General features: G+C 36.2%; 21 protein-coding genes. 1 reads left to right on the top strand and 20 read right to left on the bottom strand.

Annotated features, from left to right (window positions below; all coding sequences use genetic code 11):
- Positions 1-415, top strand: a 415-nt coding sequence (locus ISP07_RS11725; protein ID WP_209327709.1) for a hypothetical protein, incomplete at its 5' end; no start/stop codon positions are given.
- On the opposite strand, the gene ISP07_RS11720 is transcribed toward ISP07_RS11725, so the two are convergent.
- The 20 genes from ISP07_RS11720 to ISP07_RS11630 form a co-directional block, all read right to left on the bottom strand.
- The gene (locus tag ISP07_RS11720) at positions 398-1,564 is read right to left on the bottom strand and encodes a nucleotide sugar dehydrogenase (RefSeq protein WP_209327708.1); all 1,167 of its coding nucleotides are present in this window, start codon (positions 1,562-1,564) and stop codon (positions 398-400) included. The genes ISP07_RS11725 and ISP07_RS11720 overlap by 18 nt on opposite strands.
- 76 nt (positions 1,565-1,640) lie before the next feature.
- Positions 1,641-3,608, bottom strand: a complete 1,968-nt coding sequence (locus ISP07_RS11715; RefSeq protein ID WP_209327707.1) for a polysaccharide biosynthesis protein — start codon at positions 3,606-3,608, stop codon at positions 1,641-1,643.
- A 190-nt stretch (positions 3,609-3,798) separates the two neighbouring features.
- Entirely contained in the window at positions 3,799-4,347 is a 549-nt protein-coding gene (locus ISP07_RS11710; RefSeq protein WP_209327706.1) for a sugar transferase, read from the bottom strand.
- 15 nt (positions 4,348-4,362) lie between these two features.
- Positions 4,363-5,037 (bottom strand): NAD-dependent epimerase/dehydratase family protein, encoded by a 675-nt coding sequence (locus ISP07_RS11705; protein WP_324616125.1) that lies wholly within the window; start codon positions 5,035-5,037, stop codon positions 4,363-4,365.
- On the bottom strand, positions 5,010-5,276 hold the full coding sequence (locus ISP07_RS20720) for an NAD-dependent epimerase/dehydratase family protein (protein ID WP_324616124.1): 267 nt from the start codon (positions 5,274-5,276) through the stop codon (positions 5,010-5,012). Before ISP07_RS20720 ends, ISP07_RS11705 begins: the two co-directional genes overlap by 28 nt.
- A complete protein-coding gene (locus ISP07_RS11700; protein ID WP_209327705.1) occupies positions 5,273-6,415 on the bottom strand; it encodes a glycosyltransferase family 4 protein in 1,143 nt (380 codons plus the stop codon). The genes ISP07_RS20720 and ISP07_RS11700 overlap by 4 nt, the downstream gene beginning before the upstream one ends.
- A complete protein-coding gene (locus tag ISP07_RS11695; protein ID WP_209327704.1) occupies positions 6,412-7,527 on the bottom strand; it encodes a glycosyltransferase in 1,116 nt (371 codons plus the stop codon). Before ISP07_RS11695 ends, ISP07_RS11700 begins: the two co-directional genes overlap by 4 nt.
- Entirely contained in the window at positions 7,520-8,611 is a 1,092-nt protein-coding gene (locus ISP07_RS20715; protein ID WP_209327703.1) for a glycosyltransferase family 4 protein, read from the bottom strand. Before ISP07_RS20715 ends, ISP07_RS11695 begins: the two co-directional genes overlap by 8 nt.
- Positions 8,604-9,203 carry a DapH/DapD/GlmU-related protein gene (locus tag ISP07_RS11685; RefSeq protein ID WP_209327702.1) on the bottom strand — a complete coding sequence of 200 codons (600 nt, stop codon included), beginning with the start codon at positions 9,201-9,203 and terminating at the stop codon, positions 8,604-8,606. Before ISP07_RS11685 ends, ISP07_RS20715 begins: the two co-directional genes overlap by 8 nt.
- The gene (locus tag ISP07_RS11680; protein WP_209327701.1) at positions 9,200-10,615 is read right to left on the bottom strand and encodes an oligosaccharide flippase family protein; all 1,416 of its coding nucleotides are present in this window, start codon (positions 10,613-10,615) and stop codon (positions 9,200-9,202) included. Before ISP07_RS11680 ends, ISP07_RS11685 begins: the two co-directional genes overlap by 4 nt.
- Positions 10,616-10,619: 4 nt before the next feature.
- A complete protein-coding gene (locus ISP07_RS11675; RefSeq protein WP_209327700.1) occupies positions 10,620-11,120 on the bottom strand; it encodes an acyltransferase in 501 nt (166 codons plus the stop codon).
- Positions 11,113-12,306 (bottom strand): glycosyltransferase family 4 protein, encoded by a 1,194-nt coding sequence (locus ISP07_RS20710; RefSeq protein ID WP_209327699.1) that lies wholly within the window; start codon positions 12,304-12,306, stop codon positions 11,113-11,115. Before ISP07_RS20710 ends, ISP07_RS11675 begins: the two co-directional genes overlap by 8 nt.
- The gene (locus ISP07_RS11665; RefSeq protein WP_209327698.1) at positions 12,290-13,522 is read right to left on the bottom strand and encodes a hypothetical protein; all 1,233 of its coding nucleotides are present in this window, start codon (positions 13,520-13,522) and stop codon (positions 12,290-12,292) included. The genes ISP07_RS20710 and ISP07_RS11665 overlap by 17 nt, the downstream gene beginning before the upstream one ends.
- Complete coding sequence (locus tag ISP07_RS11660) at positions 13,519-14,583, bottom strand: DegT/DnrJ/EryC1/StrS family aminotransferase (RefSeq protein ID WP_209327697.1); 1,065 nt, start codon at positions 14,581-14,583, stop codon at positions 13,519-13,521. The genes ISP07_RS11665 and ISP07_RS11660 overlap by 4 nt, the downstream gene beginning before the upstream one ends.
- 19 nt (positions 14,584-14,602) lie before the next feature.
- A complete protein-coding gene (locus tag ISP07_RS11655) occupies positions 14,603-15,178 on the bottom strand; it encodes an acyltransferase (RefSeq protein WP_209327696.1) in 576 nt (191 codons plus the stop codon).
- Between the two features lie 2 nt (positions 15,179-15,180).
- Positions 15,181-16,137: a Gfo/Idh/MocA family oxidoreductase gene (locus ISP07_RS11650; RefSeq protein ID WP_209327695.1), complete on the bottom strand. Its 957-nt coding sequence runs from the start codon at positions 16,135-16,137 to the stop codon at positions 15,181-15,183.
- Between the two features lie 15 nt (positions 16,138-16,152).
- Positions 16,153-17,433 carry a Vi polysaccharide biosynthesis UDP-N-acetylglucosamine C-6 dehydrogenase TviB gene (gene tviB / locus ISP07_RS11645; RefSeq protein ID WP_209327694.1) on the bottom strand — a complete coding sequence of 427 codons (1,281 nt, stop codon included), beginning with the start codon at positions 17,431-17,433 and terminating at the stop codon, positions 16,153-16,155.
- Positions 17,434-17,526: 93 nt separating this feature from the next.
- Positions 17,527-19,758: a polysaccharide biosynthesis tyrosine autokinase gene (locus ISP07_RS11640; RefSeq protein WP_209327693.1), complete on the bottom strand. Its 2,232-nt coding sequence runs from the start codon at positions 19,756-19,758 to the stop codon at positions 17,527-17,529.
- A 14-nt stretch (positions 19,759-19,772) separates the two neighbouring features.
- Complete coding sequence (locus ISP07_RS11635; protein WP_209327692.1) at positions 19,773-20,207, bottom strand: low molecular weight protein-tyrosine-phosphatase; 435 nt, start codon at positions 20,205-20,207, stop codon at positions 19,773-19,775.
- Between the two features lie 8 nt (positions 20,208-20,215).
- Complete coding sequence (locus tag ISP07_RS11630; protein WP_209327691.1) at positions 20,216-21,337, bottom strand: polysaccharide export protein; 1,122 nt, start codon at positions 21,335-21,337, stop codon at positions 20,216-20,218.
- Between the last annotated feature and the right edge of the window lie 697 nt (positions 21,338-22,034).

Here is a 22,034-nt window from a genome sequence, read left to right as displayed (position 1 = left end):
GGCCAAGAGGCGCTTCGCTTTAGAGAAAACAATAGCATTATTATCGCATCCTCATTTTCTTCTCATTCACTTCTCTTTTTGCAAAAAGATCTTCGGTAAAATTCACAGTGAGGCCAAGAGGCGCTTCGCTTTAGAGAAAACAATAGCATTATTATCGCATCCTCATTTTCTTCTCATTCACTTCTCTTTGTGCAAAAAGATCTTCGGTATAATGCACAGTGAGGCCAAGAGGCGCTTCGCTTTAGAGAAAACAAAAAAGCACTATTATCACTTCCTCATTCTCTTCTCATTCTTTCCTCTTTGTGAAAACATTTTCGCGCGAAATATATTTCATGCCTACGCTGCCATCAACCACCTCTGCAGCGAATATACAAATTCGGCTGAAAGCTACTTAGCCTTAATCGCTACCAAATAAATCACGTGTATAAACTTTTTCTGCAACATCTTCTAACTCTTCAGCCATGCGGTTAGAAATAATTACATCAGCAGTTTGTTTAAGCTCGTCTAGCGATTTAATAACACGAGAATTAAAGAATGAATCTTCTTGTAAACTTGGCTCATAAATAACAACTTCAATCCCTTTTGCTTTTATGCGCTTCATTACACCTTGAATAGCAGAAGCTCTAAAGTTATCTGAACCTGACTTCATAACTAAGCGATAAATACCAACCACTTTAGGATTGCGGGCAATAATAGAATTAGCAATAAAGTCTTTACGAGTAGTATTAGCATCAACAATTGCGCGGATCATATTGTTAGGTACATCTTGGTAGTTCGCTAACAACTGTTTAGTATCTTTAGGTAAGCAGTAGCCACCATAACCAAATGAAGGGTTATTATAATGCTTGCCAATACGTGGGTCTAAACCAACACCTTGAATGATCTGCTTTGCATCTAAACCATGGCTTTCTGCATAACTATCTAGCTCGTTAAAGTAAGCAACCCTCATTGCGAGGTAAGTGTTAGAAAAAAGTTTAATTGCTTCTGCTTCGGTAGAGTCTGTAAACAGCACCTCAATATTTTGCTTTAATGCACCTTGCGCCAAGAGCTCAGCAAAAACTTGCGCGCGTTCACTTTGCTCACCCACAATAATACGTGACGGGTGCAAATTATCGTAAAGCGCTTTACCTTCACGCAAGAACTCTGGCGAAAAAATAACATTATCTGTATTAAACTTCTCTTTAATCGATTTTGTATAGCCAACGGGTACCGTAGACTTAATAACCATAGTTGCACTAGGGTTAACCGCTAATACATCGGCAATTACAGACTCAACAGAGCGCGTATTAAAATAATTGGTTTCTGGGTCGTAATCTGTAGGGGTAGCAATTACAACAAACTCGGCATCTTTAAGTGCCAATATTTTATCTGTTGTAGCAGTAAAATTAAGTGATTTGTTTTGTAAAAAATCACTAATTTCAACATCTACAATAGGAGACTGCTTATCTTTTAATAAGGCAACTTTTTCTTCGTCAATATCAAGTGCAACGACTTGATTATACTGCGCTAGTAACATTGCGTTCGACAAGCCAACATAACCTGTACCCACTACTGCAACTTTCATTACATTTTCATCCTTTTTCTAAATCTGAACTTTAATTACTTAACTACTAACTTTCCGTAAAATAAGAGATATTCTGTTAGCTTTTTAAATTTACAACCTTAGCTTGTTCAGTAAAGTCATTATCAAACTGATTTGTGGCTTTTTGCTTAACATTCCAAACCAAGTCACATATACCATCGGTTGGGTTAAAGCCAGTTGGTGCATCTAACAGGAGCTGCCTTATGGTTTCATGTTCAAAATTATGGCAAGCAATATCAAGCGCCTCTAAAAATACATTTAGCTCGGCCAAAGGTAACATTACCTCATTGGCTGTCATAATTCGCTCATGCGATGTTTCACCTACGTTATCGCCGATTAGCAATTCTTCGTATAGTTTTTCGCCAGGCCTTAAACCTGTACATACTATTTCAATATCGCCATGGGGGTTGTTTTTATCTTTTACTTCAAAGCCAGATAAGCGAATCATTTTACTTGCAAGGTCTTTTATTTTAACCGACTCCCCCATATCAAGCACGAATACATCGCCTCCTTTGCCCATAGAACCTGCCTGTATAACAAGTTGGGCGGCCTCAGGTATGGTCATAAAAAAGCGGGTAATATCTTGATGGGTTAATGTTATTGGACCGCCTTCGCGTATTTGCCTTCGAAATAGTGGCACAACAGAACCACTCGAGCCCAATACATTACCAAATCGAACCATACAAAAACGGGTATTATGCTTGGCGCCTTTATTTTGCGCCAACCCTTGTAAACAAAGTTCTGCCATGCGTTTGGTCGCGCCCATCACATTTGTTGGGCGTACGGCTTTATCGGTTGATATAAGTACAAAGGTTTCAACTTTCGCGTTTACAGCAGCCTTTGCTGTATAGTAAGTACCAAACACGTTGTTACGCACCCCTTCAACAACGTTATGCTCAACAAGGGGAACATGTTTATATGCTGCTGCGTGGTAAACAGTTTGTACGCCAAACGCCATCATCACCGTTTCTACGCGGTTAATACGCTGCACAGACCCCATAATAGGTATTAACTCAACTTGCAGCTGGTTAGATTGAATATATTCGCAAAGCTCTTTTTCGATTGAATACAAGCCAAATTCATTAACTTCAAATAAAACAAGTTTAGACGGCTTTTGCTTTACAATCTGCCTACAAAGCTCAGAGCCAATTGAGCCACCTGCACCTGTTACCATAACCACTTTATCTTTAATATTTGCGGCCATTAGGTCAGGCTTTGGCGCAACAGGATCACGGCCTAACAAATCTTCAATTTCAACATCTCTAAACTCAGAAAGTTTCGCTTTACCTTCAACAACATCAGCCATTCCTGGTATAGAAAGCACCTTAACAGAAAGCGGCTCAAGCTGTGCAAGTATTTCTTTTCGGCGAGCTCTGCTTTCGCTTGGTAAGGCAAGTAATACCTTTTTAGCTTTACCCTTATTGACTAGCTCATAAATTTCTTTAAAAGCCAATACAGGAATACCTTGAATAATAGAACCTTGCTTTGTTTCGTCATCATCAATAAATGCGCGAACATAATATTCGGGCCCTGTACCTAGCGCTGTGGCAAGCTGTCTGCCTGCTGAGCCCGCCCCATAAATAATCACTGACTCTTTATTTGCCGTAGTTAACTTACCTATCATAGCTCGTACAACAATTCGCGAACCACCAACAGTTAATAAACATAGCCAAGCAAAAATAAACGGCATAGTCCGCGGTATTTCAATACCAATAAAAAAAGCAAAAATAACGAGTGCTATGGTGGTAATTAATGTACCTAATACTATTGCCCATAGAGCTTGAGCATTCATGTAACGAAGTACTGCTCTGTAAAGACCGAGATTGATAAAGGCAAATAAACTTGTGGGCACAAGTAAAGTAAGCAACATCCAGTTATCAAGCTTACTTAGAGGAGCAAAACTATCTAACCTAACGATTAATGCAAGCCAAAAAGCTGAAACAATAAATAATGAATCAATAAAAAGCGTTATACCACGCTTAGTTGCACGAGATGAATTTAAGATAGAGCGAATAAAATTATCCACAACAAGTTCCCTGTCTTGTTTTTGTCAATAAGATACCAACCTAAGCTTACAGCCAGCTTAACGATTGTTAAATTTTTATGAATTATAGCTTATAACAGAAAATCTAGCCACAATTCTAATACATTATCATTACCATTTGATTTTTAAATAAAAAACAAATAAAGAAGCTTCCTTTCTGGCTATAAACTGTTTATTTAACTCTGTCGCCACTGCCACTACCTGTTATAGTCATTAAAATAAACTTAAAATAGTTAACTAGGTTTAGGTTATCAATCATCTCACGATCTGTTTTTGCAAGTAACTCAGGGGTAGACATATCTATTTCGTTAACTTGAGCAAGCCCTGTAATACCTGGGCGTACAGAGTAAACATTTTTAGCATCGCGAGCTGCTGTAAGCTCTTGTTGGTTAAATAAGCCTGGGCGCGGGCCTACCAAACTCATTTCACCTTTTAGCACATTCCATAATTGTGGAAGTTCGTCTAATTTTGTTTTACGTAAAAAGCCACCAAAAGATGTAATTGAAGCTGTACTTGCTAAATGGCTAGCAACGGAAGCTGTATCAACCTTCATTGTTCTAAACTTAACAAGAGTAAACGGTTTTTTGTTCCGTCCCACTCGCTCTTGCGTAAAGATAGGTGAGCCAGTATCAAATAAGCCAATAATATATAGAACAATCAAAAACGGTAAAGCAAATAGCAAACCAAATAAGGCAAATAAAAAGTCAAGTAATCGAATCATTATGTATTCCAAATATCAATTTTTAGCAGCAAGGTTAAAACCATCTTCAACAGTGTATGGCGGTGTCCAATTAAGAGTATTCTTCGTATGTGTAATATCTAGTTGAAGCGACCCCGTCAAACGATCAATCACCTCTTGTTTATCGAAAACCTTACCCGCTAACTTAAAGCACCATAAAGGCACGGGTATAGCCAAATTGGGCTTACCTTGTACTTTTGCCATCAGTGCAACCATTTCAGCAGTAGACAAGTCGTGATCATCACTTGCTAAAAATACTTTATTAGCTGCGTTTGGGTGCTCTATACACACTTGAATTAAATCTACCAAATTATAAACCGACACCAAACTGCGTTTATTTTTGTTAATTAATCTAAACGGTAGTGGCAAACCTTTACCAACTAATTTCATTAATGAGGCAAAGTTAGCTTTGACCCCCTCACCATAAACAAGCGGTGGGCGAATAATAACTATCTCCATACCTGTTTGCTCACCTAACTCTAACAATTGCTGTTCAGCTTCAGATTTAGAGATACCATATGGGTCCTCAGGCATTCTCATATCTTTAGCTGAAAAAGGCTGCTTACCGGTAGTAGTTTCACCATTAACCTTTATAGAGCTCACAAAAATAAAGCGTTTAACGCCAGCTTGCGCTGCTTGTTCAGCTAATTTGAGTGTACCATCGGTATTAATAGCTCTAGGTCAACTGCATTATCGTTCATTACATGGACTCGTGCAGCACTATGTATTAAAACATCAACAGAACGTAACGCATTTTGCAAACTTAAGCTTTGCGTATCAGATAAATCAAAAAAATTAAAATGGGGATAACTTAGCGGCGCTTTACGACCTAAAAGTAAAACATCATCGGGGACGAGTGTTTTCAACAGTTCATTACCAACAAACCCTGTATAACCAGTTAAAGCAATCATTGGTTATTCCTTGCTAATAATGCATCATAAATTTCTAAATGTTTATCAACAACACTATTAACATCAAACTCTTGCTCTGCAAATTTACGAGCTTTCAACCCCATACTTAACCTAAGCTGTGTATCTTCGATTAAGCGAATTAATGCTTCAGCTAGCTTCTCTGAATCTCGTACAGGCACAGTTAAGCCTGTTTCACCTTCAATAACAGCATCTCTGCAACCGGGGTTATCAGTTGTTACAATAGCTCGACCGCATGCAGCCGCTTCAATTAAAACTTTTGGAACCCCTTCACCGTAGAAAGATGGTAAGCACACAATACTGCTACTAGAAAAAACATTGGGGATATCATTTCTGTGCCCTAGATAGTTGATGACCCCTTCTTTAACCCAAGAGTCAATCTCTGTTTGCATTACAGAGTTAGGGTTCTCTAGATCTGGTGTACCAATTAGTAAAAACTCAACATCAAAGTGAGTCTTTTTGACTAATCTTGCCGCTTCAATGTATTGATATACACCTTTTTCTTTTAATAAACGGCATGCCATAGCAACCTTTAGTGGTGGAGCTTGGTTCTCTGGTTCAAATCTATAAACAGATAGATCCGCACCAGATCCTTTAATTAAAACTTTATCATTGTTATCAAGCTTAGCAACTCGAGTTAGTATTGCTTCATCTGATGTATTTTGAAAAATAACCGTTTTAAATTTTTGTGAAAGAGCAACCTTGTAAAAGGCGGAGGCTATCAGCTTTGTTACTTTCGCTCTAAGTGTATTTGCAGTAAATGCATAACCTAAGCCCGAAATTGCCGCAATAAAAGGAATATCTTTCTTGACAGTTTTTAAGGCTAAGCCTGTATAAAGTACAGGTTTGATAGTAATTGCATGTATAAGGCTAGGTTTAACTTCCTCAATAACTCGTTTAATGACTTTTATTGCGTTTAGCTCTGCTTTAACCCCAGCACCACTTCGGCTAAATGGAATATCGACAACGTTAAACCCCATAGCAGAAAGCTCATCTTTATGCCCAGTAAAGCGGCAAGCAATAGTAACATGATAACCTTGCTTGAGAGCTTTGATAGCGATTGGTAATCGATGAGATAAGAAAAACCAATCAACATTTACCAAGATTAATAATTTTTTCATTTTAATAACTCAATATAATCTTCATAACTATCATGCTCTGACAACCCATTAGCTCTTGAAATGGAGTTGTTAAGGATGAACTTACTATCTACTTTATTACAAGCTATATTTTCAATAGCACGTGCAGCAGCACAAATGTCACCTACAGGAAATGTGATACCCGCTTCTCTCAGATCATAACCATTTTCAGAAACTCTAGTCTCCCCCAATATTTCCCGCGGGCCAGTTTTACAATTGGAATGTATTGGTATTAATCCTCTACTCATAGCCTCTATTAAAGCGTTAGGAAAACCCTCAGACTCAGAGCAACTTAGATATATATCGCACTCATCAAGCACCGTCGAAGGGTTCTCCATCCAACCATAGAAACGAAATGCATCATGAAGTCCACCCTCCTGTACTTTTTGCTGTATTAAAGGCATCTGCTCTCCTTCACCGATACAGTGAAAACATGCATTTACTCTTAAACTTTTAGCTATATCCAAAAGGTCAAGGTACCTTTTACTCCGATGAAAGCGACCAACCAACGCAATATTAATAGTATCTTTCATTTTACTTACATTAAGCGTTTTTGACTTAATAACTTTTAGAGAAACTGGATTATAAATCACAACAGTTTTTGATATATCAATATTAAAATTACTTACGTACTCATCACGCATCTCATAACTTTTGAAAATATTTAATGAAGCTTTATTAAATAAAATTCTTGATAATACAAAGTGAAAAAAACGCGTCGCCCCTTTTTTGAATTTTGAATCAAAAGAGACACAATGAACAACTTGAGCATCATAATTACAGAAAAATGAACATATAATATTTATATAGTTAGACCAGAATAGGTGACTTTGTACTAAACTAGGCCTCAATTTTAGACATAAAGACAAAAACTTAAATAAATAAAAAGGAAGTAACAGAGGGTTTAGCCGTTTTTTTTTCGATAAAAAGTTAATATTAATATTAGAAGAAACTTTGTAGTCAGACTTATTTAAAATTGAACATATTTTAACATCGCTACCTAGATCTTCAGAGTCCAATCTATTTACAAGACCAACAAACACTTTTTCAGCACCACCAAAACCCAAGCTATTTATCAACAAAAGCTTACACATTTTTCACTAACCTCAATATTTTTCCGGCCCTCTTTTCCCAAGTATAATTTTCCTTAAATAAATTATAAGAATTGTTAGCAACTTCCGAAGAAGACTTATCATTCAATGCAATAAGTAAATTTTCTTTCATAGAGCTTGCAGAATCACTATCGAAAAAGTATACACTCGAATTAGAAATAACTTCTTCAAGAACCGACAACTTTGAACACAGTATCACCTTCTTGTGCGCCATATACTCAAAAAGTTTTAAAGGGGAAGTATACTTTCCTATATCAAGAGTTTGCGAATGATCTCCATGAGTGAAAACTTTCTTAGAATTAGGGAGTAGGCATACATCAAAAGAATTTATATAACCACTAACATCTTTTGACCTCTTTCTTCCATGAAAGACAACATTTTCTAAAGATCCAAACTGCTCTTTAAGTTCTCGGATTTGGTCATCTGAACCACCTACCAAATGAAAATCTACACCACTTAAATCTTTTGCAACCTTCAAAATCAAATCTACACCTTTTCCCTTATTAAAACTCCCAACATACCCAACAATAAGCCTATCTGATTTTATATATTTCTCTCTTGTAGAAGGAAAATCAGCTGCGTCAGGCATCACATAAACATTTTTGCTCTTCGGAGTATAATATTCAACAAAGTCAACCTTCAGCGCATCAGTTATACATACAAAAGCAATCTTTTTATTTCTTGCTAAAAAAGAGAGGATTTTATGACTATAGCTTTCTTTAAGAGGCAAGTAATGAAGCTCAACAATAGTTTTTTTATTGAGAATCGTAGAAAAAAAACCTATTATTACACTCCTAGAATATACAACACCTGCCGACATTAAAAGTTGAAAAAAACACCAAAAATAATAAAATAGATTTGAAGAATATTTAAAAAGTGAAATATTTATATTATCAACCCCGTGTTCATTAGTTATTTCAGAACTTTCTTTTCCTTGATATATTCCAAAGAGTTTGATATCACAAAATTTATTAAGAGCATTACACATTTTAATAACATGCACTTCATTAGCTGATTTTCCATCAAATTTAGTCGTACTGAAGTATAATAATTTAGAACTACTCACCTTCAAGCTCCTTTACAATATTATTTATACGCTCCAATTCTTGAAGATCTAAATTATTTTCAGTTACACACCACCATTTACTTAAAAGTAAATTTTCACGAACATTGCTTTCAAATCTATAACCTATTATTTTGGCAGGAACGCCTACAGCGATTGCATACGCTGGTATAGATTTAGTCACTACAGCACCTGCTCCTACCACAGCCCCCGTACCAATTTTAACTCCACCCATGATAATTGCATTTGCACCAACCCAGACATCACTTTCAAGTATTGTTTCTTTGCCTGAGTTAAACGTATCTCTGAGGTCAAACTCTTTCGGAATTATCCCCCAAGAAGAAGAGTAAAAAACAGCAGAGGTTGAAGTCATATTTAGAGGGTGATTATTTGGCCCAATCACAGCACCAGAAGCAATTGAGCAGAAGTTACCAATTTCCTTAGTGTTTTTTTCAATGTGCGAGTTTTTGGCTATAAAAGTATAACAACCTACCTTACAGGTTTTACTGATTTTCGCTCCACGTTCCACTCTAGCCATGGGGGATATATTCTTATTTTTGAACTTTTTAATTATTGAAAAAAACATATTGATCATTTCTTTAAAACTCTCTTTAAAAATTTAATTTCACCACTTTCAAGCTTATTAACTGCAAAGAACAAAATAAGCGAAACAGAACCTAACAATAAGTAATGACCTCTAGAGAAAAAAGTAATTAGAAGGAAAAGCACTGACATTAATGCAAAATATGAAAGCCATCTTACTCTGTCAAATTCAAAACGTTTATTAACAACAACAAAAGACACTGCATTATTAACTAACCTTGTGGAAAAAAGTGAAACAAGCAACCACATTGGCTCTTGGTGAAATACATATATATTGGCAGCAATAATAAGGTTTGTAAAAATAGAAATTTTCAGAATTACAGAATTATTCATTCTCATCTGAATGTATGCATTTGATGGACTAATAGCCAAAAGCATAGATGTAATGAATACAACAATAACCAGATATTCACTACCAGTAGAAAATGAATAAATATCATATAAAATAAAATCTGCTGCTGGAATAATTAAGAAAGATAACAAAGCAGTAGTTAGACAATAGTATTTATAGGAGTATGACATAACCTCATTAGCTTTGATATCAGTATCACAGCTGCTTAGTAAAGACGGAAGTAATCTATCAACAGGAAGCTGAAGAACTTTCTGCATTATAGCTATCACCCTATAAAATACACTAATTAAAGCTACATATGTAGGAAGGCCAGCAAGATTAAGAATTAAAACTATAAATGGAAGTTCAAAGCAAATTTTCGAAACCCGCACCATTGATATATTAGTAAAATAAAAAAAAACAGGTTTCAGCTTCTGCGGATTACTCTTCATTAACTTTACCCACCCATCCTTGAGCTTAAACTTTCTTAAACAGAAAATTACAGGAATTTCACAGATACAATAAGTAAAAAAAATCAAATACAGAAGAAGCTTAATATCTAAATACATTAAGGCTGAGATGGCTATTAAAACATTAAGTAAAATACCACGGACAAGTTCACTACCTAAGTAAATCTTATTTTCCAACTTCGCAGTTAAATAAGACCGAGAGATTGATGAAAGAATGGCTAATGGAATTAACGCATAAAATAAAAACTCAGTATTCCTTTCAGAGTATGCTCCAAGCAAAGAGCTATTTGAAATAAAAAGCAACACTGAGGATACAACTATGAGCGCCAGTAAAAGCTGCACAACAAAAACGAAAACTATTAGCGTTTCACCATCTAAAGCTATTTTATTAGAATTTAAATACTTTATTAATGTTGGGTTCGCGCCAAGTGAAAATAAAAAAAGCAGCAGACTAAAAGTAGTGTAAAACGTTACAACACTAGCATAATACTCAGCTCCTACTAGGCGAATAGCTAAAATAGAACCAACCAAACCAACTATCATCGTTATAGGTTGCAACAACAAGTTGTAACGAAGGAATGAAGAGATATTACCAATCTTCATATAATCAATTCTTGTTCAATTGCTTGATAATTTTAGCCGGGCTTCCCGCTAAAATACAATTACCTTCAGGGAAGGACTTTGTGACAACCGAACCTGCTGCGACTACTGTATTATCACCTAAGATTACACTTGGAAGTATTTTCGCTCCCATACCAACCCAACAATCATCGCCAATGGTAATACCAGCAATACCATCTTTAGGTGGATAACCTTTTTCAATCTTATGTGCAGAGCTAATCAACCCAACATCAGGACCTAAAAGTAAATTTCGCCCAACTTGGATCCCATTTATTGCGTTTATGTAAATTCCAGGGCTGCTAAATAATGATTTGTAAAACACTTTATCACCACCTTGAATACCTTTTGGGTTTCTAATGGTAGTTGTATAGTTTTTCAGTGAGTAAATACAAAAAAAACCACTAAGGAAAGAAACTAAATAGTTAAAAACAAGTAAGAGTGGGTTTCTCTTAAAACAGATAAGGTTAAACTTAATAATATCAAACATGATCTTCCATCACCTTTTCAACATCATATAGAGGTAATATTTTGTAATCATCACAAAACTTTAAAAGCTTTAAACCTTCATCATTATTGTCAACAAATGCCATATAAGCCAGCTTATGTAACAAAGCCCTTTTTCTTGAAGACAAAAAAAGCTCTACATGTGATTTTGCTTTGTTTGATAATTCGACCCTTAAGTCTTCATTATCAATTAACTCTAACAACTTATTTTTAAAATCTTTTATATTCAGGTGTTTATATATTAAATTTTCATTTGTGTTAGCAGGTATAATTCTATCCGCCCAACTAACATCAGGTAGTATAGGGACAACCCCATATCTCATTGATTCAAGTATTGAATTATTTAACCAAACAACATCAGCTGGCATTACGAATATATCACTTTGTGAGTATATCATTTCTCTATAATCGTTAATCTTTAAAAGCAAGACCTTAGATTGACTATCATTATCCCATTTAGCCAAATGGGATTTAAGCTCATTCATTTCTGCATCATTCTTAATACCTGACAACACAAAAAAAGCTTCATTCCTGACTTCAAGCACATCACGCATCACATCGAGAAGATATGGTATATTTCTATGCTCTTTAATTCTATTATTGTATAGAATAACAACTTTATCTTTGGATATAATACGTTCATATTTTTTAAAGTTATTATGGACACCATTATGAATAAAAACATGCTTATCAATATCACCAATTTTTTTATTCTTTATATCAGCATGCATATAACTTTCTTTCAAAGTGTAAAAAACACTTTTTTTAATGAATGCTTTTATTATTTTTCTTTTAAACCATGTATGTTCATCCCATTCTCGTATATCACGCCCTGTAAAGTTAAGTACTATTCTTTTTCGTAAAACACTTAACATGAGAAGAACTAACAATTCATTAAACTCTTTCCTATAACCGTACTTGTGCAAATAGACTTCAACAAAATCCGCATCTATAAAAGCTTTATAAAGTTTAAATAACTTTATAAAAAAGTTGTTATTCACCTCAACAAGTTCCAAGTTAAATAATTGTTTTGAAGTACGATCGAAGGACTCTTGAATTATTGTACATTTAGCAAATTTAAGTTCTTGTAAACCTGAGTATAGTGCAGCATGACCATCGGTTAAGGCACTTAAGCCATACACAACAACCTTTTTAATATTCTCTTTCACCCTTTAACCTACCATTCATATAAACAACACTTAAACCAAAAAGTACACAATACGCTTGCCAGATATTACGAGAATAGAAAAAGAGCTCTTTAAAGTTAAGAACAAAAAAAACTACGCTTATAATTAAAAAAGGTTCGCTAATTTTAAGTACCCCCTTATCAACAGACAATAATACATATGCCATATTCAGCATATACAATATCAATCCTAATACCCCTACTGCATAAATTATACGTACATAACCAACATCTGAATCAGTATAAAAATATTCACTACGGCCCATACCGTAGCCACCAATTATTGAAGAAACACCTTCAGGTAGGTGAAACATATCCTCCATATTTTCAGTTGTATTTGTTGACTCTCCTTGTAATACATTGATAATTTCTTCCGCTCTTTCTACCTGGACCTTAACTTCTTCTTTTTCAAGCTCAGATGTAAAGCTGAAATAATAAAATAAAACTAAAATAACTAATCCAGCCAGTACAATTAATCTTTTTACATTTGTCACACCGTAAAGCGCTATAAAAACAATTGACAATAATAGGCCAGCTCTACCAATGAAAAAGCAGGAAATAGTATTAACAACAACAAAAACTAGCATTAACATCTTAGTTTTATTATTTGTGCCTACAGCTCTAAATATATGTAACGATATTAAGGTTCCTATTGCTTGGAAAATAGATGTTTGAGATAAACCATATGTTAAGCCGGGGTTACGAATACCTGCAGCTATTGTAGTTGTATAGTTCAAGGTATCTAAAGCACCAGTCAAATTGTAAATTATGGCCCTGAAACTAGGCAAAGCGAACATAAGCAATACAAATATCGCATTTAAGGTAATAGCTAATGCAATATAAGTTAGAATTGTTTCTTTTGGTAAGCCTCGATTTAGGCACCATATTGCGAGGCCTACCCCTCCTAATATACCCAACGGAACTCTAACTGATCTTGTTAATAAGGAAAGATCTAGACCTTGTGTTGTTAAAACAACATATAAAGCTAAAATTACAAATGACATACTTGAAATTAAAAAGACTAATTTATTAGGTAGCACTCTCCAAGTAGTTCTAGGGTTCATAATAAACATTAAACAACTTGTTATAATTGAAATATCTAAAATTCCAACACCTAATAAACGCCAACCTACTATAAATAAAAACACAACAACAAAAGTAATTATGGAGCTTTTATTTGTATTAAGAGTAAAACTCATAAGTAGCCATGCATAGGTAAACTAAATACTGATTTGGCCAGTTTTTCAGCAACAGGGAAGTCACCAGCTTGATAACCTAAATGACTAAATGCACTCTGTTCATGCATGCAGGTACCATAGTAAACCATCGTCGGTATGCCTTGTTCTTTATACTTTGCCATTTCAGCATTACGACTATCAGACACTAACGTGTATTGCGCCCATGAACTAACATAGCCAGCAGGAGCTTGTGGGGTTTTATATTTTGACGCTAATTGAGACTCGTAATTTGCAGCTGCTTTATTACGATTAAGAAGCTCAGTTGGGAATTCAGCTAACTTCTCCAATAAAATTGCAGCTTGGATCGTATCAAGTCGAGAGTTCATACCAATGCGTACATTATCGTACTTGTCTTTACCTTTTCCATGCACACGGTACGATTTTAGTAACTCGGCATAATCATCGTTATTAGTAAAAACAGCACCACCATCGCCATAACAACCTAGAGGCTTTGCAGGGAAGAAGCTCGTAGTCGCTATATCACCAAAACTACCAGCACGTTTACCATTTATTTCCCCACCGAAACCTTGTGCCGCATCTTCAACTAGTTTTAAATTGTACTTATCAGCTATTTTTTGAATCTCAGGATAATTTGCTGGTAAACCAAATAAGTCAACGGCAATAATTGCTTTTGGAGTAAGCTTGCCTTCAATAATCGTAGCCTGTATACGTTTTTCTAAATCGACAGGACAAATATTGAATGTTGCTTCATCTGAGTCAACAAATACAGGTGTGGCCCCTTCGAACGCGATTACTTCTGCCGTTGCAAAAAAGGTAAAGGTTGGGCAAAAAACAGCATCCCCTTCTTTGATACCTAACACCATCATAGCGAGCGTTAGAGCATCAGTACCGTTTGCACAGGTAATAGCATGCTTCACACCCACATAACTTGCAAGCCCGATTTCAAGTTCTTGTACTTCTGGCCCCATTATATAGTGGCCATGGTCTAACACTGTTTGTATACGCTTATCTATTTTAGTTTTTAAGTGCTGATATTGCGCAGCTAAATCTATAAATTGCATTTATGAGTACTTCTAAGAATTATTGAATCGAAACAAAGCCATTTTCTAATTTGTATTGCTCTCCTGTGTGCTCACATGTAGCAATAGCATCCCCTTCAAGTGGTAAGTCTAACTGCTCACCATACTTGCTTATCCACCCTATTTGCTTAGCAGGTACACCTACCATTAACGCGAATGGCTTTACATCCTTATTAATAACAGCGCCAGCACCAACGAGAGAGTATTGTCCTATTGTCACCCCGCACACTATTGTGCAGTTAGCGCCAAGTGTTGCACCTTGCTTAACAAGCGTATCGCGATATTCTGTTTTACGCTCTATAAATGAGCGCGGGTTATAAACATTAGTGAACACCATGCTAGGGCCACAAAATACATCATCTTCTAGGTGAACATTATCGTAAACCGACACGTTATTTTGTATTTTAACGTTATTACCAATGGTTACTTTATTACCGATAAATACATTTTGACCTAGCGAGCAGCCCTCACCAATTTCAGCACCACCACATACGTGAACAAAGTGCCAAACACGTGTGTTTTCACCAATTTTGGCGCCATCATCTACAATAGCACTATCATGTACATGATAATTCATGGTTAAAGTACCTTTGATAGTAAGGGGTGCGCTTTATCACCCGCAACTGCTATTGGCATATCACGAATTTTTTCGACAGTTTCAATTGCCACACGATTCTCATCTACACCAAAACCGTTACCGGCTAAAATATTTTGATAGCTTTGTGTGTGTAAATCAGTAAAACCGCCCGAAAACTCTAGCTCTTCTGTGTTATTGCCGTCATTTATAGTAATACTACGGTAAGTTAGTTTTTCACCTTTTACAGCGTTTTCAGGTAAGTTATTTGCGTCAATTGACAAGAACCACTTTACGCGAGCACGTTCATACTCAAGGTAACCGCTTGCAGTTTTTTCGTCTCTAAAATGAACTTCGTTATTTTTTAACTCTCCAAAAATAAAATGCAACATGTCATAAAAGTGAACACCAATATTGGTCGCTACACCACCCGATTTATGATCAAACCCTTTCCATGATTTCATGTACCATTTACCACGTGATGTCATATACGTTAAATCAACATCAAAAATAGTGCCTGCAGGCGCTGCAGCAACTTTTTCTCTTAAGGCGATAATTGATGGGTGCAAGCGTAATTGCAAAATTGAATTTACTTTAGCACCATATTTTTGTTCGTACTCCTTTAAAATATCCATATCTTCAGAATGCAGAACCAATGGTTTTTCGCATATTACATCAATACCATTTTTTAATGCGTACTTCATATGAGGCGCGTGTAAGTAATTAGGGCTACAAATAGAAATGTAATCAATCTTATTTCCTTGCATCGCTTGGTCTTCAACATATGCGGTAAAGTCTTCAAACTCAGTAAAAAATTCTGCTTCTGGAAAGTGGCTATCCATAACACCTACAGAATCGTTGATATCCATTGCTACTAATAAGTTATGGCCTGTTTCTTTAATTGCTTTTAAATGACGTGGTGCGATATAACCAGAGGCACCAATAAGAGCAAAGTTTTTCATATTATTTTAATTCCTTTATAGTCTGATATCGGCTTCATTTGGTTTAAGAACGTGCTTCACATCATATAAAACATGATTTTCTTTACCTAATGCGCGTAAATTTGCTTCGCCCATTTCTTTTAATTCAGAGTGATCAACAGCTAACACAACACCATCATATTTGCCTTTTTCTAGCGTGCTAATTAACTCTACACCATACTCATGTTTAACTTCATCAGGGTTTGCCCAGCCGTCATATACATCTACCGACATATTAAAATCCTTTAGCTCTTTGACGATATCGATAATTTTCGTATTACGCACATCAGGGCAATCACCTTTGAAGGTAAAGCCTAAAATAAGTACTTTTGCTTCATCAATATGGATTTTTTTACTGGCTAACTTTTTAACTAATTGGGTTGCAACATATTCCCCCATACCATCGTTAATTCGACGGCCAGCTAAAATAACCTCTGGGCGGTAACCTACCTCTTGAGCTTTATGTGTGAGGTAATAAGGATCAACACTAATACAATGCCCACCAACTAACCCAGGCTTGAATTTTAAAAAGTTCCACTTAGTTCCTGCTGCATTTAACACTTCTTCTGTATCAATACCTAAGCGATTAAAGATTTTTGCGAATTCATTAATAATTGCAATATTCAAATCACGCTGAGTGTTTTCAATAACCTTTGCAGCTTCAGCAACCTTAAGTGAGCTTGCTAGATGTGTTCCGGCAGTGATGATAGAGCCATAAAGTCTATCAACAAACTCGCCAATCTCAGGAGTGGAACCAGATGTGATTTTCATTATCTTAGTTAGCGTGTTTACTTTATCGCCGGGATTGATGCGCTCAGGTGAGTAACCTGCAAAAAAATCTTTATTAAACTCTAAACCTGATACTTTTTCGATAATTGGTAAACACACTTCCTCTGTTGCACCTGGATATACTGTCGACTCGTAAATAACGACATCCCCCTTCTTAACAAACTCACCCAGCAACTCAGAGGCTTTGCGTAGCGGGGTTAAGTCAGGAGCATTACTTTCATCAATCGGCGTTGGCACAGTTACTATGTATACTTTGCATTCAGCTAAATCTTTCTTGTTACTTGAAAAAGTTAAATGCTGAACATTTTCAAGTTCTGTATCATTTACTTCAAGAGTTGAGTCATGTCCTTGCCTTAGTTCGTCAACTCTTTTTTGGTTTATATCAAAACCCAGTACAGGGTATTGTTTACCAAACTCCACAGCTAATGGTAGCCCTACGTAACCAAGGCCGATTATGCCTATCTTTAAGTCCGTTAATGAATGGTGCATTTTAATACTCTTTTAAATTTGAAAATACTTTAGTTAAGCATGCTATAAATCGCATGCTTTATACTAAGCGTTCAAGAACGCCCTGCATTAATTTTAATTACCTGATTTATATTCGTAGTTGTAATACCCATAGTACCCATAGGCATTACTGGCCTTACGTAATACACCATTAAACACAACCCCTTTCACACCTATGCCATTTTGTTCAAAACGGTTTCTGGTAAGCTCTATTTCACGAGCATGGTTTTGGCCAAAGCGTGTTACAAGTAATGTAGTACCAGTGTGAGCACTAACAATTGCAGGGTCTGTTACCGCTAAAATAGGCGGTGTATCAATTATTACAATGTCGTATTTGTCTTTTACCTGCTCGATCAACTTAGTAAAATTGCTATGCATTAATAGCTCAGACGGATTTGGTGGTATTTGGCCACGGGTAATTACGTCGAGATCTTGCACTTGTGATGTTTTAGTAACTTCCTCAAGGTTTAAGCGCCCTGACAAATAATCACTTAAACCATCGTCCCACTTCATACCAAACTGTGTTTGGAGATAACCTTTGCGCATATCAGCATCTATTATCAATACCTTTTTGCCGCTTTGCGCTAATACTGTAGCTAAGTTTACTGAAATAAATGACTTACCGACACCGGGGCTTGGGCCAGAAATTGCTATGATATTATTTTTTGCCTCCATCATCGCAAAGTGTAAGCTTGTGCGAAGGCTACGCAGCGCTTCTATCGATAAGTCTGCTGGGTTATCAACTGCGAGGATTGACTTAGGTTTATTACCTTTATTTCCACGGCTAAAGCCCGTTAGTTTATCTTGATAATCTGAGTAAGGCACGCTTGCGTAAACTGGTAGACCTAAAGACTCAATTTCACTGGGGTCCTCAACACCTCTATTTAGTAATCTTTGAACAAAGATTACGGTAACTCCTAGAATAATCCCCAATAAAGTCATAGCAAAGATGATTAATGGTTTACGAGGTTTTACCGGACTAGAAGTATTAACTATTGCTTTATCAATCACCCTAACATTACCAACTGTTCCAGCTTTAACAATATCAAGTTCTTGTGCTTTACTTAGCAACAAAGTATAAATTTCACTGTTAACTTGTACATCTCTTGTTAAGCTCAACAATTTCTGCTGTGTTTCAGGTAAAACCTGCACTTCATTTAAAAGGCTTTTCCTTTGTGCTCTTACTGCACTTATTTGCTCATTTATTGCTTGGTAACTAGGGTGTTCAACTGTGAATTTTCTTCCTATCTCTAATTTCTTTAAATCCAATTCTTGAAGCTTTGTATCAATTTTAACAAGACTATCTAGTACAGCCTCTGTTTCTAGAGTAATATTTACAGACTCCTGCTCTACCTTATATTTGTTAAATCGATTTTCAGCATTGTCTAATTGACGTTTGACTTCTGGTAACTGGTGATTTAAAAACTCCAGAGATTGTTGTGCTTCAGCGCTATTCCTAGCAATATTGTTTTTTACATAAATCTCAGTAATTTTATCTAGAATCATCACCGCTTTCGACGGCTTGCTACTCTGAACGGTTAACCCTATGACACCAGTTCCACGACTTACTTCGCTTGCATTTAATTCGTTCTGCAGTCTTAGAATAGTCTGCAGTCGATTCATTTTCTTTATTACAAAATCGGTCCCAATAGCTGCTGATATTTCAGTGACTAGGATGCTAAATTCTTCATTTGAAGCCTCCTCACCAACCTCACCATCAAGAATAACATCTCCATTGTCATTACTAACTTCAAACTTATTATGCTCAACTAATCGTAAATAAAACTCCACCCCCTCAAACTCTCGAGGAACAGAAAAGAGGTCAACATTAATGTTTTCTCCACCCCAAGCATAAGATTCCAGATTAAACATAGCATCTGAATAGGGGGTTTTCTGACTAGATTTAAATGAATTAAAATACTTCCAACCGATAAAAGGAAATAGTTTTGGCTCAGCGCTTACAGTCAGATTTAAGTCATCAACAGCTTCACCGATTACAGCCCTAGAACTAAGTAACTCTATTTCTGTTGAAGCATTTGACGGTGCGTCAAACATTCCATTTATTTCATCAAAACCTGGAAGAGATGTTCTTTGTTGTTCAACTTGTAAAATAGCATTAGCTTTATAAATAGGCACACTGAAATAAGCAATGATTATACCGAAAATAAAAAAAACAGCCGTTACAAAACACAGAAAAAACTTTTTATCTAGCAAAGCGCCCAGAAGTGACAACAAATCAATTTCATTAACTTGTGAACCGCTTTGTTTTTTTTGCAAATCATTGATTAGATTTGATTGAGCATTCATTGACTCTTTAATCCTTATAAATACTTTTGCCAAGCGCTACATGCGCTATCGATTAATGCGTAAACATGCTCAAAGGCTTCTTGACTTTGACGGTAAGGATCGGGGATTTCTTTATCGCCAATCCACTTGCCTAGCAAAAATGTTTTGCCACGTGCTTGAGGGTAACGTGCGCACAAATCGTTAACATGGCGCTGCTCCATCACTAAAATAACGCTATTATTTACCACCAAATTTGAGGTTATTTGTCTGCCTTGGTGCTCGCTCATATCAATATTATGTGCGTTGGCAATTTGCTTTGCTTGTGCATCGGCAGGTTTACCCTCAAGGGCAGTCAATCCTGCTGATGAAACGGCTACATTTTTACCTTCTAGCTTACTTTTTAATACATATTCGGCAGTAGGGCTTCGGCATATATTACCTGCACAAACTACTAATACAGAATCAAACATACCTTTTCCTAGTTTACAATAGGCGAAATATCATCAACCGTTTCAAAAGTACTTAACGACGGTAATATTAAGCTAATTACGCGATTCCAACGCGCTAGTGGTGCTGACGTTACATATACAATGTCGTGTGGTTCAAGCTCAAATTGTTCGGCAAGCACTAATGCAGCAATATTTTTAGCATGAAGTTGGTATACATCAGCAATTACACCATCAGTGTTTAAGTTGCGTTTGCGAAGAACAAATACACCATTAGCGTCGGCTGTATTTTCGTTTAGGCCACCTGCATCGCTTAATGCTTCTGCTAAATTTAAACCATAGCGATTAACACCCACTGTACCAGCGCGCTTTACATCGCCAAGTACAAACACTTTTTGCATATCATTACGGCTTACATGCACAATATCGCCATGCTGCAATAAGCGGTTTTGCGAAATATCGCCATGGGCATAAAAATCATCTAACTTAATAATTTCTGTTTTATCACCGCGAGTAAATGTCACGGTGCGCCAGTCAGCACTTTCTGTTAGACCGCCTGCTTGGTTTAGAGCATCGATTAAAGTTAAAGGGATCTCTGTAACTGGTAATACACCTGGCTTGTTTACTTCACCTGTTACATAAGCTTTTTGGCTTCTAAACCCAACCACTTTCACATCAACCTGTGGCTCTTCAATTACTCGGCTTAGGCGCTTTACAAGCTCTTTATGAACTTGTTGAACTGTTTTACCAGCGGCTTGAATATTAGGTGCATATGCATAGGTAATTGTGCCATCTGCTTGAACACGAAATCCATCAAACTCAGCTGTACGTTGCACTGCAGCTGGAATAGTTAACTCAGGGTGATCCCAAACACCGATTGTAAGTACATCACCTACACCTAATTTGTACTGATAATTAGATGTATCTATGCCATCCAAACTGGAAGGCGTGAAGTTTTTAACTTGAGATTGCTTTTGTTGATTTATTAAAGAAGAGTCAATGATTTGAATATTAACCTTTTCGAGTTCCTTCTCTACATTATCTACTTGTTCGCCCGACTCGATTCCTTCGAAATGGCTGCCGGGGATGATTGTACAGCCTGTCATTGCTAGTAACGCAAATGACGTCACAATTGTTTTACAGCTAAGCGCCATTGTTATTTCCCAAATAATTTTTCTTAAAACGTCCAGTTTAAATAAAACCATATCTGTTTATTTTTTTGCTGCCTAATTAAAGCATGGCAACTAGATGTTCGCAAGACTGAGTGTTTAGTAAACGCTCACTTGTGACAGTTTTTTGCAAAATAGTTAATAAGTACTTCTTGGCTCATTCACTTAGTTCTAGTCTAGAAGTCCTATTTGTATAAACGAGAAACTAAGAAGCTTTAACCTAACAATTTGTATGTTGACTTCTAAGCTGCCTACTAATTAAGGCTTTATCACTAGTTTTCATTAGCACAAAGAGAAGTAAACGAGATTAAATGAGTAAGACAAAACTTCTTTGTTTACTCTTCATCGCAGCGTCTCATAGCCTCTTTGTGAATATCCTTTACTAGTTCTTTTTAGCACAAAGAGAAGTAAACGAGAGTAAATGAGAAAGACAAAACTTCTTTGTTTACTTTTCATCGCAGTGTCTCATAGCCTCTTTATGAATATTCATCACTAGTTTCTAGTTGCACTAAGAGAAATGAATGAGGGTAAATGAGAGAACCAAAATACTTGGTTTACCTCTTTAGCGCAGCGTCTCATAGTCTCTTCGTGAATACCCGTTACTAGTCTTATTGCACAAAGAGAACTAAACGAGATTAAATAAGTAAAGCAAAACGTCTTTGTTTACTCTTCAGCGCAGCGT

The sequence above is a fragment of the Pseudoalteromonas sp. PA2MD11 genome (assembly GCF_017808125.1).
Taxonomy (GTDB): Bacteria; Pseudomonadota; Gammaproteobacteria; order Enterobacterales; family Alteromonadaceae; genus Pseudoalteromonas; species Pseudoalteromonas simplex.
Note: the sequence above shows the minus strand (reverse complement) of the source record. Positions and strands in the feature narration are given on the sequence as shown.